The organism is Massilia sp. UBA6681 (assembly GCF_002454935.1).
Lineage (GTDB): Bacteria > Pseudomonadota > Gammaproteobacteria > Burkholderiales > Burkholderiaceae_D > Telluria > Telluria varians.
In genome coordinates, this window is sequence record NZ_DKJX01000126.1 from 16,953 (window position 1) to 30,709 (window position 13,757).

The 13,757-nt window shown below is 65.0% G+C and carries 12 protein-coding genes; 4 read left to right on the forward strand and 8 right to left on the reverse strand.

What is annotated here, in order from left to right; translation table 11 throughout:
• Positions 1-66 precede the first annotated feature (66 nt).
• Positions 67-615, forward strand: a complete 549-nt coding sequence (locus B2R83_RS23285) for a hypothetical protein (protein ID WP_292045490.1) — start codon at positions 67-69, stop codon at positions 613-615.
• A 20-nt stretch (positions 616-635) separates the two neighbouring features.
• On the opposite strand, the gene B2R83_RS23290 is transcribed toward B2R83_RS23285, so the two are convergent.
• From B2R83_RS23290 to B2R83_RS23300, 3 genes are all read right to left on the reverse strand, one after another.
• Positions 636-1,604: an IS1595 family transposase gene (locus tag B2R83_RS23290; RefSeq protein WP_292045510.1), complete on the reverse strand. Its 969-nt coding sequence runs from the start codon at positions 1,602-1,604 to the stop codon at positions 636-638.
• Between the two features lie 136 nt (positions 1,605-1,740).
• Positions 1,741-2,757: a sulfate ABC transporter substrate-binding protein gene (locus B2R83_RS23295; RefSeq protein WP_292045492.1), complete on the reverse strand. Its 1,017-nt coding sequence runs from the start codon at positions 2,755-2,757 to the stop codon at positions 1,741-1,743.
• A gap of 93 nt (positions 2,758-2,850) precedes the next feature.
• The gene (locus tag B2R83_RS23300; protein WP_036216673.1) at positions 2,851-3,063 is read right to left on the reverse strand and encodes a hypothetical protein; all 213 of its coding nucleotides are present in this window, start codon (positions 3,061-3,063) and stop codon (positions 2,851-2,853) included.
• 162 nt (positions 3,064-3,225) lie between these two features.
• On the opposite strand from B2R83_RS23300, the gene B2R83_RS23305 reads away from it, so the two are divergent.
• A complete protein-coding gene (locus tag B2R83_RS23305; protein ID WP_292045494.1) occupies positions 3,226-3,978 on the forward strand; it encodes a phosphatase PAP2 family protein in 753 nt (250 codons plus the stop codon).
• A gap of 25 nt (positions 3,979-4,003) precedes the next feature.
• Positions 4,004-4,840, forward strand: coding sequence for a metallophosphoesterase family protein (locus tag B2R83_RS23310; protein WP_036216669.1), 837 nt, complete (start codon positions 4,004-4,006; stop codon positions 4,838-4,840).
• Between the two features lie 6 nt (positions 4,841-4,846).
• Here the strand turns inward: B2R83_RS23310 and cls are convergent, their stop codons facing one another.
• Positions 4,847-6,235 carry a cardiolipin synthase gene (cls, locus tag B2R83_RS23315; protein WP_292045498.1) on the reverse strand — a complete coding sequence of 463 codons (1,389 nt, stop codon included), beginning with the start codon at positions 6,233-6,235 and terminating at the stop codon, positions 4,847-4,849.
• Positions 6,232-8,361 carry a site-specific recombinase gene (locus tag B2R83_RS23320; protein WP_292045500.1) on the reverse strand — a complete coding sequence of 710 codons (2,130 nt, stop codon included), beginning with the start codon at positions 8,359-8,361 and terminating at the stop codon, positions 6,232-6,234. Before B2R83_RS23320 ends, cls begins: the two co-directional genes overlap by 4 nt.
• Positions 8,362-8,487: 126 nt before the next feature.
• Between B2R83_RS23320 and B2R83_RS23325 the strand changes: the two genes are divergently transcribed.
• Positions 8,488-9,324 carry a branched-chain amino acid aminotransferase gene (locus tag B2R83_RS23325; RefSeq protein ID WP_292045502.1) on the forward strand — a complete coding sequence of 279 codons (837 nt, stop codon included), beginning with the start codon at positions 8,488-8,490 and terminating at the stop codon, positions 9,322-9,324.
• A 45-nt stretch (positions 9,325-9,369) separates the two neighbouring features.
• Here B2R83_RS23325 and B2R83_RS23330 read toward each other — a convergent pair whose 3' ends face one another.
• From B2R83_RS23330 to B2R83_RS23340, 3 genes are all read right to left on the reverse strand, one after another.
• Positions 9,370-9,969: an NUDIX domain-containing protein gene (locus B2R83_RS23330; RefSeq protein ID WP_292045504.1), complete on the reverse strand. Its 600-nt coding sequence runs from the start codon at positions 9,967-9,969 to the stop codon at positions 9,370-9,372.
• A gap of 98 nt (positions 9,970-10,067) precedes the next feature.
• Complete coding sequence (locus tag B2R83_RS23335; RefSeq protein ID WP_292045506.1) at positions 10,068-12,812, reverse strand: TonB-dependent receptor domain-containing protein; 2,745 nt, start codon at positions 12,810-12,812, stop codon at positions 10,068-10,070.
• Between the two features lie 400 nt (positions 12,813-13,212).
• A partial coding sequence (locus tag B2R83_RS23340; protein ID WP_292045508.1) for an OmpA family protein occupies positions 13,213-13,757 on the reverse strand: 545 nt, incomplete at its 5' end.

A 13,757-nucleotide genomic window follows, 5' to 3' on the forward strand; every position in this document is an offset into this window, starting at 1 on the left:
GACGTTTTCGCTTGCCTTGCGGATATTTTTTTCCTAGAGTGTGGGCGACTTTCGCGAACCACGATCATGACCGGCCATCCATCTCCTTCGACCCTTGAAACGCTGCACATCGTCTGCCCGCCGTCGAGGAAGCCGCCGATGATTGCCGTCTCCTGCGCCGGCCTGGCCGTCCTCGCGTTCATTGCGATCGAGCTGTTCAACGGTCCGCCAGAACGTTTTTCCTGGTTCAAGGTGTGGGTGTTGGTGCTGATGGCGACCTTCCTGTATGCGATTCTGCACCGCAACCTGTTCGTGCGCGACGAGCTCCTGGTCTATCGCGACAAGGCGGAAGCCTGGGCGCTGGAGGATGAGGACGTGCTGGCGCTGGTCGCAGGCAGCGTGCTTGCGGTGCGCATCGCGCCAATGCCGGCGCTGGGCTCATTCTCTGCCGAGGCCCAGAACATCGCGATGGGGATCGGGAACGGATTGATCGAGATCGAGACCCTTGATGGCAGCTACCGCTTCGGCGCCGGGCTCGACGAGGATATCGCCAGGGTCACGGCCAGGCAGATTGCCGCCTATTGCGGCCTGCAGGAATCCGGCCCGATGTGGAAGGCCGCTACAGCGCAGACTTGAAAGATAAGGCGCTGTCAGCGTTAGCTATGGATGACTCCGATCACGATGCGCAGCAAATGCTCTACCGTCGTGATCCGTCCACCATCGAGCGCCCGGCGCCAGCCCAGGTAGTTCGGCAGGTAGCGCGAAGCTACTCCGCGGAAGCGGCTCAACCACTGCCGGAAGCGCTGGTGATAGGCATTTACGTTCTGGACATGGATGACCCCGGCAACACCGCGGCGTACCCGCACGCCCGCACGCAGGTTCACTGCCTCGTGCGCAATGCCATGCTTGCGGGCGAAACTGCGATACGCCCCATGGCCGTCGCTGACCAAGAGCACCTGCCGGTCGAGCCGGGGCAGCAGGTGGCGCTCCAGCTGCGCCGCCGTCAAGGCGCCACGGCCGACCACGGCATCGACAGTCTGGCCACTGCGGTCGCGCGCGACCAGAATGCAGTCGAGCTCGCGTGAGATGCCGCGCTTGCTGGCCCGGCCGCCGCGCCGGCGTGCTGGTCGGTCCAGCTTGCGCGCGCCTTTCTGCGATTCCAGCATGAACATTTCGTCAGCTTCGGCGATGCCGCCCAGGCGCCTCGGCTGGGCATGCCTGGGTCGCTCCAGGAAGCGGTGACGCCAGCGGAAGGCGGTATTGCGGTGTACGCCGACCACGCTGGCGGCTGTGCGCACCGACTTCGAATCGAGCACAGTGCCAAGGTAATCGAGCCATTTTTCACGCAGCCGCAGCCGGGCCAGCGGCGTGCCGCTCAGGTCGTTATAGGTACGGCCGCAGGCGCGGCAGCGGTAGCGCTGCAGGCCGTTCGCTTGTCCGTGCCGGTAGTAACGTTCGCAGGCACAGCTGGGGCAGCGGCGCGACGCTCCGCAGATCTGGCCGATGAGGGCAATGACTTGGTCGAGCCCGGCTGCGGGATGCAGGGCGGCCAGCGTCTGCAGGCGCTGGGGCAGGTTCAGTGCGGGGAGTCTGGCAAACCACTTCCTGAAATGCGGTGCGCGCATGGTCGTTCCCGTCTGTGGTGACAGGCATTCGACCATGGATGAGCTCAGCAGTTCCGCCCTCATCCATAGTTAAGGTTGACAGCGCCAAGAAAACGGGCGCCGTCCCGCGGCGCCCGTCGGTAGAGCCAGGCCCGGCTTACTTGCCCGGCGCGTAGATCTGGTCGAACAGCCCGCCATCCGCGAAGTGCGCCTTCTGCGCCTGCGCCCAGCCACCCAGTTCGGTGATCGGGAACAGCTTCACGTTCGGGAACTGCGAGGCATACTTCTTGGCGAACTTGTCCACTGCCGGACGGTAGTAGTTCTTGGCGACGATATCCTGCGCTTCATCGGTGTACAGGAACTCGAGGTAGGCCTGGGCCACCTTGCGGGTGCCTTTCTTGTCGACGTTCTTGTCGACCACGGCCACCGGCGGTTCGGCCAGGATGCTGATCGACGGCGCCACGATCTCGAACTTGTCCGGACCCAGCTCGCGCAGGGCCAGCAGGGCTTCGTTTTCCCAGGCCAGCAGCACGTCGCCGATGCCGCGTTCGACAAAAGTGGTGGTAGCGCCGCGCGCGCCCGAGTCGAGCACCGGCACGTTCTTGTACAGCTTGGCCAGGTAATCCTTGGCGCTGGCGGGCGAACCGCCCGGCTGGCGCAGCGCGTAGCCGTAGGCCGCCAGGTGGTTCCAGCGCGCGCCGCCCGAGGTCTTCGGATTCGGCGTGATCACCGCCACGCCCGGCTTGACCAGGTCGCCCCAGTCGCGGATCTTCTTCGGATTACCCTTGCGGACCAGGAACACGATGGTCGAGGTGTAGGGCGAGCTGCGGTAAGCCAGACGCTTCTGCCAGTCGGGCGCAATCCATCCTTTTTCGCTGATAGCATCGATGTCGTAGGCCAGCGCCAGCGTGACGACGTCGGCCGACAGGCCGTCGATGACGGCGCGGGCCTGCTTGCCCGAACCGCCGTGCGATTGCTTGACTGTGACCTTGCCGCCGGTCTTTGCCTTCCATTGGCGGGCGAAGGCGGCATCGATGTCCTGGTAGAGCTCGCGGGTCGGGTCGTAAGACACGTTGAGCAGGGTGACGTCGGCAGCGAAAGCCGTCGCCGGGGTCACAAGCGGCGCCACCAGGGTGAGGGCAGCCAGCGAATGCAGGAAGGTTTTGCGAAGCATGTTGTTCTTTCAGAGGGCAGTTTGGAGCCTTCAGCTTACGGCTCAGTTCCCCCTGAAGGAACGAATTTATTCGCCTAACAATATGCGGTTTTTTTAGTGCGCCTTCGACAGGATGAGAAGCCAGCGCTTGAACAGCAGGATTTCCAGATGACCCGCCTCGATGCCGGTATCGCATTCGATGATCGGGTTCACCGCATAGAAACGCTTGCGGAAATCACGGGTGATCAGGAGTTCGCGACGGCCGAGACGGACCATAAAAGGGACAGGTGCATATTCCAGGCCGAAGTTGCTGTTCAGAGTGGTCATGGTGTTTCCTTTTATTAAAATCGTTGAAGTGAGTAAAGAATATCACAACCACTGTATAAATCTACAGGTACTGGGTGGATATACAGTAAATTTTTATTGTTGTGGTTTTTTCGCCAAGACCCCACATATGGAGGCTCATCCGCGAAACCACCCGACCCAGGCATGACGAACCACATCCTTCCCCGACTCCACCGCTTTGCCGCCGCCCGTTTTTCCGCCGAAGGGCAGTACGGCCTGCACCTGACCGCCGGCGTGGCGATGCTCTTGCTGGCCACCGCGGTCTTTGCGCACATGGCCGGCGCCGTGGTCGCCGGCGCCCCGATCACCCAGCTCGACGTCGAAGTGGCCAATTGGCTGCATGCGCACGCGCGCGCCAACGAGGGCCTGCGCGCCTTCCTGATGCTCGTCACCCACATGCACAGCACGCCCGGCATCCTGGCCATGGCCCTGCTGGTCGGCATCTGGCTGTACCGGCGCGGGCACCGCTACTGGACGCTGGCCTTGGTCGCCAGCGTGCCCGGCGGCCAGATCCTCAATGTGCTGCTGAAGCACACCTTCGAGCGCGCGCGGCCGCATTTCGTCGAGCCCCTGCTGGAGCTGAGCACCTACAGCTTCCCCAGCGGCCACGCGATGGGCGCGACGGTGCTGTACGGCTTCCTCGCCTGCTACGTGGCGCGCCAGGCGCGCTCCTGGTGGGGCAGGGTGCTGCCCTTCGTGCTGGCGCTGGCGATGGTGGCGACGGTCGCGTTCTCGAGGATGTATCTTGGAGTCCATTATTTGTCCGACGTGCTGGCCGCGGTGGCCGAGGGTTGCGGCTGGCTGGCGATCTGCATCACCGGCGCCGCCACCTTCAATCGGCGCCGCCGGGCGCGCGAGCGGCTCGCCGGCCGGCCGGCACCGCGGCAGGACATCTGAATAAAAGACCAACCCGGGGAAAAGGATGCGCACACTCGTACACCTGTCGGATCTGCATTTCGGCCGCGTCGACCACAGCCTGCTGGCGCCATTGCGTGAACTGATCGAACGGATCGCCCCGGACGTGCTGGTGGTCTCTGGCGACCTGACCCAGCGCGCCAGGCCGGAACAGTTCGAAGAGGCGCGCGCCTTCCTCGACACACTGCCGGGCCCGCAGATCATCGTGCCGGGCAACCATGACATCTCGCTGTACAACGTGTTCCGCCGCTTCGTGAAGCCGCTGGCGCGCTACCGGCGCTACATCACCGACGACCTGGATCCCTTCTACCTCGACGAGGAGATCGCCGTGGTCGGCGTCAACACGGCGCGTTCCTTCACCATCAAGGACGGCAAGGTCAGCCGCGACCAGCTGGCGGTGGTGCGCCAGCAGCTGGCGAACGTGCCGCCGGACGTCACGCGCATCATCGTGGCCCACCATCCCTTCGACCTGCCCGATCACTTCGAGGAACGCGACCTGGTGAACCGGGCGCCGCGCGCCATGCAGGCCTTCTCCGAGTGCGGGGTGGACATCCTGATGGGCGGGCACATGCACGCCAGCCATGCGGGCAGCACGGCGGCGCGCTACCAGTTGAGCGAGTACGCGGCGCTGGTGGTGCAGGCCGGGACGGCCACCTCGACCCGGGGGCGGGGCGAGGTGAACTCGTTCAACGTGCTGCGGGTGGAGCCGCAGAAGGTCGAGATCGACCGCTACGGCTGGGACGTGGTGCACGGCCACTTCGAGGTGATGGCCACCGAGAAGTTCATGCGCACGGGCAGTGTGTGGACGCCGCACATCGATGGCCTGATGGCGGCGGGGCTATAAAAAAGATCAGATCCAGTACTCGGCCAGCCGCCCGATGAATTCGCGCAGGCGGTCCTTCCACGGCCGGTGGCGCCACTGGTCCAGCGTCACTTCCTTGGAGCTGCGCAGGTCTTCGTTGAAGGCCGCTTCCATGTCCTTGCCGAAGGCCGGGTCCAGCACCACCACGTTCAGCTCGTAGTTGTGGATGAAGCTGCGGCGGTCGATGTTGGCCGAGCCGATGGTCGACCAGATCCCGTCGATCACCGCCGTCTTGGCGTGCAGCACCGCCACCTGCAGCTGGTAGATCTTGACGCCGCCCGCCAGCAGCTCGTCGTAGAAGGCCTGGCCGGCATACATGATCAGGTCGTGGTCGGACACGCCCGGCAGCACCAGTTTCACGTCCACGCCGCGCTTGGCCGCCGCGACCAGCGAATCGACGATCTGCCGGTCCGGCACGAAATAGGCCGAGGTGATGTGGATCGACTTCTTGGCCTCGTTCATGGCCACCATCAGTGACTTGTAGATCTCCGAATCGCGGTCCGGCGAGGTGGCCAGCACCCGCATCACCTTGTCGCCGGCCGGGGCCAGGCGCGGGAAGTACTCGGCCGGCGGCAGTTCGCCGGCGTCCTGGTGCACCCAGTTGTCGATGAAGGCGTACTGCAGCGCAGCCACCGCCGGGCCCTCGATGCGGATGTGGGTGTCGCGCCAGCCGACCTGCTCGGCGTCGACCGTCTCGGGCTTCTTGCGCGAGCGGAACAGCGAGCTGTTGGCATAGGTCTCGCTGATGTTGATGCCGCCGGTGAAGCCGATGCGGCCGTCCACCACCATGATCTTGCGGTGGTCGCGATTGTTCAGCTGCCAGGCGCCGGGACGCTGCAGCGGATTGACCGGATTGAAGATCACCACGTTGATGCCGGCGCCGCGCAGGCGCTCGAAGAATTCCTTGGGGGTGGCCAGGGTGCCGACCCCGTCGGCGATGATGTTGACGATTACGCCCTGGCGCCGCTTTTCCATCAGCAGTTCGGCGAACTGCATGCCGATCGGGTCGCGGTCGAAGATGTAGGTTTCCAGGTTGATCGAGGATGTGGCGTCGCGCGCCGCGGCCATCATTTCGCGCATGGTGGCGGGGCCGTCGAACAGCAGCGTCACCTTGTTGCCGGGGATGAGCGGCGCGCCGGTGGCCTGTTCTTCCAGCACCGCCAGCTGCTTGAGGTCGGGCGAGGCGTTGGCCCAGCGCTTGCGCAGCAGCTGGGCTGCCTGTTTGTTGTCCAGCATGCCGCGCGTCGTGGCCACCGCCGGCGTCGCCTTGGCCGGATCCGCGGGCAGGGACTCGGCATCGGGCAGCGACTTGCACGAGGCGACCACGCAGACGAAGGCCAGGAAGGCCAGGAAGGAAGTCAGGCGCTTGTTGTTCATTTCGTGTCCCTCATGATGAGTTCACTGCTGGAGTCGCGGCTGATCGGCTGCTGCTTGGGGCCGAGGAAGAAATCGATGGGCGCGGCGATCAGGTGGCGGCCCAGCGCCTGGATCAGCAGGATGCCGCGCTTGAAGCGGATCTTGCGGGCGCGCATCGCCACCCACAGCGCCAGGCCGAAGCTGACCAGGAGGTTGACCGCGCCGATCAGGAGCACGCCGGAGGCGGCATTGACCACCACCTCGAGCGGCACGTGGTAGTCGAGGCCGACGAGGGCGGTGGCCAGGTTGGCGGTCGAGAAGGTGACGTGGCGGATGTCGAGGGGCAGGCCGAGCAGGAAGCCGATCGTGCCGGTCATCCCGAGCATCAAGCCGAAGAAGAAGTTACCCATCAGGCCTCCCAGGTTATCCTCGATATAGCCGGCGAAGCGGCCGAGCCGTTCTTCGCCCAGCAGGCGGCGCAGCCGCCGCAGCTGGCGCACGCGCTGGCCCATGCGGGTGTACAGCGCCTTGTTGTCGTAGTAGCCCGAGATCAGGCCCGCCAGGAACAGCCAGACGCCGGCGATCGCCGCATAGAACAGGGCCAGGCTGTGGACCGGATCGACGTCCATCAGCAGGTGGTGCGCCTTGACCGGGTCGACGATGTGGTTGCCGTTGATCGCCTTGTAGCCGATCGCGATCGCCCAGGCTACCGGGAAGGCCAGCGACACGTTGCCGAGCACGGCTACTATCTGGGTACGGAAGACCTTGGTGACAAGGTCCGCCAGGCTGTCCACGTCCAGCCCGCGTCCGTTGTCCGCGCGCTGCAGCGAGGCGGCGATGTGCTGCGCGGTCATGGCCGGCTGCTTGGTCGCCACCGTGAAGTGCAGGACATAGATGAGGATGAAGCCCAGCGAGTAGTTCATGCTGAACAGGAAGGCCTCGACCAGGGGCGCGGTGTGCAGGTAGCCCAGCATGATCTTGAACATGGCCATGAAGCCGACGATGAAGCCGGCGCCCGAGGCCGCCACGAACATGTGGCGCAGGTCGCGCCGGGTTTCGGCAATGTAGTGTTCGCCGGTGCGGCTGGCGTTCTCGGTGACGTTGCGGGCCAGCAGGTCGACGTTGTCGCGCAGCAGGCCGCGAATGCGGTACTTGGCGTTGTGCGCCGCGATCAGTTCTTCCGCCAGCGCCACGGCCGCCAGGCGGCGGCCGCTCGCTTCCGGCCGCTCCGGGTTGGCGGCGCGGCTGGCCACCGCCACCAGGTCCACGCTCGGCGCGCTCGGCAAGGAGCCGCTGAGGTCTACCAGGTAGAGCAGCTTGTGCAGCCGGTCGATGCTCTGGTGCAAGGCCACCAGCAGGTAGGTCAGCGCCACGCTGGTGCCGGTGGACTGGGCGCCGCGGCGGATCTTGAGCACCACCTCTTCGCACTGGTCGAGCATCACCAGCAGGTGGCGCGCGTCTTCCGGCTGTTCGATCTTGCCGTCCAGGTAGCGCGCGTATTCGTCGAGGTAGCGGTTGACCTCGATGTTCTGCATCAGGAAGGGCGAGTCGAAATCCTCGATCTCGCTGTAGCTGTGGATCAGGCGCGGCTCGAGGCCCAGGGCGCAGATGCGGCAGGACAGGGTGCGGATCGCGTCCAGCAGGCCCATCAGGGTGACGTAGCGGGCCCGGTCGGGTGTGGCCGGTCCGCCGCTGCGGTCCTGGGGCGGCGGGGCGTTCGCGATGACGTCGAACAGCTCCATCCAGTCGGCGGTCGGCACCATGCAGATCCACTGGTGGTCGTCCTCGTCGTACAGCACCTGGTCGAGCGCGTCCGACAGGTAGAGGTCGTTGAGCGCCGGCGGCAGGAAGCGGTAGGTGACGCGCCGCTTCAGCTCCGTGACGAAACCGTCGTTCGAGAGGATGCCGATGTCGCTGTACAGGCTGGTGTGGCGGCGCCGTTCCAGCATGGTCGTGAGGTAGCGCCGCAGCGCCCAGGCCTGCGACGGATTGCCCTTGAGCAGCTGGGTCAGCGTGCGCACGTTTTGCGCCGGATCGTCCGCCTTTTGCCAGACCCAGCGATTACGCGGGCGCAGGCAATCGACCAGGTCGACCAGCAGGTCGATATGGTCGCTGTCGGGGTTGATCCGTTCGAGAATGGCAAGCATGGGCAATGTTGATACTGGAAAGCCATAGTGTACGCGAGGCAAAGCCACTTCATGGTTCGCCACCGAACAATGAACCCGCTGAAAGCGTTACACTGACGGGCTGTATCAATGTAAAACGAGGCATGCATGTACCTGACTTATTTCAACGGACAATGGACTGAAGGCAATGTGCCGCTGTACGGCGCGATGGACCACAGCCTGTGGCTGGGCTCCTCGGTCTTCGACGGTGCGCGCGCCATGCGCGGCAAGCTGCCCGACCTGCGCCCGCACCTGGAGCGCGTGATCGCCTCGAGCGAGAAGCTGGGCCTGCGCTGCCCGCTGAGCGTGGACGAGATGGAAAACCTGGTGCGCGAAGGCGTGGCCAAGTTCCCGCCTGACGCCGAGCTGTATATCCGCCCGCTGGTGTTCGGTACCGAGGGCTTCCTGATCCCGGTGGCCGAGGCCAGCCAGTTCGCCCTGACGATCTTCGACGCGCCGTTGCCGCCGTTCACCGGCTTCTCGAGCTGCCTGTCGACCCTGCGCCGCCCGCAGCCGGACATGGCGCCGACCGACGCCAAGGCCTCGGCCCTGTATGCCAACTCGACCCGCGCCATGCGCGAGGCCAAAGCACGCGGCTTCGACCAGGCGATCATGCTCGACGCCGACGGCAACGTGGCCGAGTTCGCGTCCTCGAACCTGTTCATCGTGGCCGAGGATGGCGCCGTGGTGACGCCGAAGCTGAACGGCACCTTCCTGGCCGGCATTACCCGCGCGCGCGTGATCGCGCTGTTGGCATCGGAGGGTGTGCACGTGGAAGAGCGGAGCGTGGCGCCGGAGGAGTTGATGACGGCGCGCGAGATCTTCAGTACCGGCAACTACGGCAAGGTGACGCCGTGCACGCGCTACGAGGACCGCACGCTCGACGCCGGCCCGGTGGCGCGCCGTGCGCGCGAGCTGTACCTGGCGTTTACCGAAACCACCTGACACCGCATTGTGCTTTTCGTAGGGTGGGCGGCTTTGCCGCCCACGCTACGGATGTGATCCGTTTGCTTGCTGCAGTTCCTCGCGCAGGAACTGCAGCAGGATCACCGTCTTGGCGTCATTGATGCCGCCTTCCTTCACCTGCCTGAAAGCCTCGTCGACGTCCATCTCGAGGACTTCGATGTCCTCGCCTTCCTCCTCCTTGCCCCCGCCTTTGCCTTTGCGGTCGCGCTCCCCGTATTCGCCCAGGAAGCAGTGCACCGTCTCCGTGAGCGAGGAGGGGTTCGGCAAGAATTCGATTACCTTGCGCAGCCCATGGCCGCGAAAGCCGGTTTCCTCGCACAGTTCGGCGCGTACCCGCTCGCCCGGGTCGGTGTCGTCCAGGTTGCCGGCCGGGGCTTCGATCACGTAGCCCTCACGGCCGGCCAGGTGCGCGCCGAGGCGGAACTGGCGGGTCAGCAGGACGGTGCGCCGCTCCGGGTTGTAGAGCAGCACGGCGACCCCGCCGGCATTCGCGTAGACCTCGCGGCTTTGTTCCTGCTCGCTGCCGTCGCGGCGGCGCTGCCTGAAAGTGACTTTCTTGAGAGCGCAGTAATCGTCGGAGAGGGTTTCCTGTTTCAGGATGCGGATCGGGTCGTCGTCTTGCATGGAAGGCTCCGAATGCGGTGAGGACGACTATAGCGTATCGACGTAAAAAAAGCCGCCGGGCTCTCGCCAGGCGGCTTTCGTTCAGGCCAGTCGCTCGATCAGAACTTGTAGCTTGCGCTCACGCGGAAGTAACGGCCCATCGCATTGTGCAGCTGGGTGTTGAAACCTTCGGTCGGGTAACGCGGATCGTACGGAGCCGCGGTGTCGAAGATGTTCTTGATGTTGGCCGACAGGGTCCAGTTCTTGAAGCCGCTGTACGAGTAGGCGACGTTGAACGTGGTCCATTCCGGTACCTGGCAGTCGTGCACCCAGTTGCTGAACTTCTCCAGGCCGCCCAGGCTGGTGGCGCCAGCAGGCTGGCCGGCGCCGTAGTGGCAATACGGCACCGGGTAGGTGACGTCGTTGTCGGTACGGCGCAGCAGCGAGATCGGCGAGACGAAGTCCACCGAGCCGGTCAGCGAGTGCGCGCCCTTCGACCAGTTGGTCGACAGGTGGGCACGGTGACGCGGGATGTCGCCCACGGTGATCGCCCAGTCCGAGTAGCCGCCGGCGGTGCCGACCACGTTGGCCTCCACTTCGCCCGGACGCTCCGAACGCTTGAAGGTCAGCGCGTAGGACCAGTCGAACTTGGTGGTCAGGCGGCCGTTGTCGCCCAGGTTCAGGCGGTGCGCCACTTCGAGGTCCAGGCCCGAGGTCTCGGTTGCGCCCTGGTTCACGTAGTAGCGGTTCACGGCGGTCAGCGGACCGGTGCCCGGGATCGGCTGGCCGTTGGCGCCGATCAGCTGGTTTGCCGGGTTGGTGTCACGAATGGCCAGGCCCGGGTAAAGGTCCGGGTGATCCACCACGTAGCCGGCCGACAGCAGGGCGGTTTCGTCTTCCTTGCGGATCTTGTAGTAGTCCACCAGGATGTCGATGTTCCTGGTCGGGGCGATGATTGCGCCGAACGAGAAGCTCTTCGAGGTTTCCGGCTTCAGGTCCGGGTTGGCCTTAGAGCGCGACGAGATGCTGCGGCGGCAGTCCGACGCGTCGGCGCCGTCCAGCGGGTTCTTGCCGTCCGGGCAGCGCACGGTGTCGACCAGGGTCGAGAACGACTGTACGCCGCCTTCGGCGATCTGCGACAGGGCCGGGGCGCGGAAGCCTTCGGCGTAGGACGAGCGGAAGGTCAGCTTGTCGTTGACGATGAACTTGGCGCCGACCTTCGGCACGAAGCTGGATTCAAGCGGGTACTTGTCGTAGCGGCCGGCGAAGTCCATTTCGAAGTTCTTCGTGAACGGGGTACGCAGTTCGACGAAGGCCGATTTCACCATGCGGCGGCCGTCGACCAGCGAGTTGGCCAGGCCGATGATGTTGCCGACCTGCGTCTGGTAGTCCGGGGTCAGCGCCAGCTTTTCCTGGCGGATCTCGCCGCCGAAGGCCAGGCCGATGTCGCCGCCGGCCAGGCTACCCAGGGTAGTCGATGCCTTGGCGTCGAACTGGCTGACCTGGGCGTAGCCCTCGTTCACCACGTCGCGGTAGGCGTTGCTGTCGCTGGCTGTCTGGGCCAGGGTGCGGCCTTCGCTGACGATGCGGTCGATGGTCGGGCGGTACAGCATGCCCTTCATGGTCTCGGTACGCTCGCTGCGGTTCAGCAGCAGGGCGGTTTCCCAGTCCCAGGCGCCGCTGGTGCCCTTCAGGCCGGCCAGCAGGCGGCCCGACTGGTTGACGTTCTTGGCGCCGCCGTCGATGCCGGAGAAGCGGTAGCCCACGGCTGCGCGCGAGGTGCTCCACGGGTTGTCCGGATGGCCGGCCGGCAGGATCAGCTGGTAGTCGCTGGCGGTGCCGTCGGCGCGGAACACGGTGGTCGGCGAGGTCGACACGATGGTCGAGGAATTGCTGGTGTATTCGCGCTCGGTGCGGGTGTAGCCGGCTTCGACGAAGGCGGTGATGTCCGGAGCCACCTGGTAGGTCAGCTTGCCCAGCAGGTTGGCGTCGTTGCCCTTCGACTGCGCTTCCTGGTTGCTCCAGGTGTCGTAGTTGCAGAAGGTGCGGCCGTTGAGCATCGAGGTCGCGGTGAGGTTGTGCTTGTCGCGGTTGCCGGTGACCTGCTGCGACGGATCGCAGCCGAGGCGGTTGACGATGTCGGCGCCGTTGGCCAGGGTGGTGGCGAAGTTGCGCGCGCCGGCGGTACGCTCGCGGAAGAAGAACGGCTGGCTGGAGACATAGCTGCCGTATTCGTTCAGGCGCGCGTTGATGTCGGCGTACATGTGCTGCTTCACGTCGCGGGCGTCGCGGATGCCGGTGCGGTCGCGCGAAGCCACGTCGAAGGTGAAGAAGGCGTTGTAGCGGTCTTCCTGCAGGTCGCCGAAGCCGAACACGCCTGCCACGTTGCGGCGTGCGAATTCGAGGTTGTCGTTGGCGCTGGTCGCGGCGGTGATTTCGCCGCCCTGGTAGTTCGACTTGGTGATGAAGTTGATCACGCCCGCGATCGCGTCCGAGCCGTAGACGGCCGATGCGCCGTCCTTGAAGATCTCGACGCGTTCGATCGCCGAGACCGGGATCGTGTTCAGGTCATACACGGCCGACTTGCCCTGGTTCGGGTCGGCGTAGGCCGACGCGGTGATGCGGCGGCCGTTGAGCAGGATGAGGGTCGAGGACGAGCCGAGGCCGCGCAGCGACGCGGTCGAGGCGCCTTTCGAGAAGCTGCCGTCGGTGATGTCGTTCGAGGTACCCGAACCGAAGGCCGGGATGGAATGCAGCAGTTCCGACACGGTGTTGGCGCCGGTCGCGGCGATCTGCTTGGCATTGATGGTGGCGACGGGCGAGGAACCTTCCTTGTCGGCGCGCTTGATGTTGGAACCGGTCACGTAGACTTTCTGGACCGAGGCCTCAGCGTTTTGCTGGGCAAACGCGGCGCTGGTGGAAGCCAGGGCCACAGCGACAGCGATGACGCTGCGCTTTACTACGAGTTGCTGCTTAGACAAAATTTCTCCGAAACTTCTGAAACACAGCCGCGATCCGCGAGCGGGGCGGCGTCTTACGCTTGTTGATGACATCTCCGGCGAACGTGACAATGTGTGAACATTCACCTGAGCCCGCCATCAAAACATTCCGGGCAAACAAAAGTCAAATTTGTTTGGTAATTTGTTTATAAATTGCGACACCCATAAGGAAAGCACATGATTGATGTGTAATGAATAAGAAAAACTTATTCAAAGCCAAAGAAAAAGGCCGGCAGAGCCGGCCCTTGTCTAGACAGGGTGGGAATTATCCCTGACCGCGCTCCGCCACGTAGATCTCGACGCGGCGGTTGCGTGCGCGGCTCGACGCATCGCTGTTCGACGCGATCGGCTCGCGCGAACCGCGGCCTTCGATGGTGATACGGCCCGGGTTGACGCCGCGGCCAGCCAGGTAATCGCGGGTGCGGGCGGCGCGGTCGACCGACAGCGGCTGGTTGATCGCATCGGTGCCGGTGTTGTCGGTGTGGCCGATGATGACCACGGTGGTGCCCGGGTTTTCCTGCAGCGTGGAGGCGAAGCGGTCGAGCACCGGCTGGAAGTTCGACTTGATGTCGGAACGGCCGGTATCGAACGAGACGTCGCTCGGGATGTCGAGCTTCAGGCGGTTGTCGGCGGTCTGGCTGACCTGCACGCCGGTGCCCTGGGTTGCCTGCTCCATGGCCTGCTTTTGTGCTTCCATGCGCTTGGACCAGATGTTGCCGATCACCGCGCCGGCAGCGGCGCCGATCGCCGCGCCGCCCGCGGCGCGCTTGCCGCCGCCGCCGCTGGTGCTGGCGCCGACGATGCCGCCCA

Excerpts from the sequence above, each read along its gene's own strand:
- B2R83_RS23300 (WP_036216673.1), bottom strand. The coding sequence starts at position 3,063 with ATGACCACTCTGAACAGCAACTTCGGCCTGGAATATGCACCTGTCCCT.
- B2R83_RS23285 (WP_292045490.1), top strand. The coding sequence starts at position 67 with ATGACCGGCCATCCATCTCCTTCGACCCTTGAAACGCTGCACATCGTC.
- B2R83_RS23325 (WP_292045502.1), top strand. The coding sequence starts at position 8,488 with ATGTACCTGACTTATTTCAACGGACAATGGACTGAAGGCAATGTGCCG.
- B2R83_RS23330 (WP_292045504.1), bottom strand. The coding sequence starts at position 9,969 with ATGCAAGACGACGACCCGATCCGCATCCTGAAACAGGAAACCCTCTCC.
- B2R83_RS23305 (WP_292045494.1), top strand. The coding sequence starts at position 3,226 with ATGACGAACCACATCCTTCCCCGACTCCACCGCTTTGCCGCCGCCCGT.
- B2R83_RS23295 (WP_292045492.1), bottom strand. The coding sequence starts at position 2,757 with ATGCTTCGCAAAACCTTCCTGCATTCGCTGGCTGCCCTCACCCTGGTG.
- B2R83_RS23320 (WP_292045500.1), bottom strand. The coding sequence starts at position 8,361 with ATGCTTGCCATTCTCGAACGGATCAACCCCGACAGCGACCATATCGAC.
- B2R83_RS23290 (WP_292045510.1), bottom strand. The coding sequence starts at position 1,604 with ATGCGCGCACCGCATTTCAGGAAGTGGTTTGCCAGACTCCCCGCACTG.
- B2R83_RS23310 (WP_036216669.1), top strand. The coding sequence starts at position 4,004 with ATGCGCACACTCGTACACCTGTCGGATCTGCATTTCGGCCGCGTCGAC.
- cls (WP_292045498.1), bottom strand. The coding sequence starts at position 6,235 with ATGAACAACAAGCGCCTGACTTCCTTCCTGGCCTTCCTGGCCTTCGTC.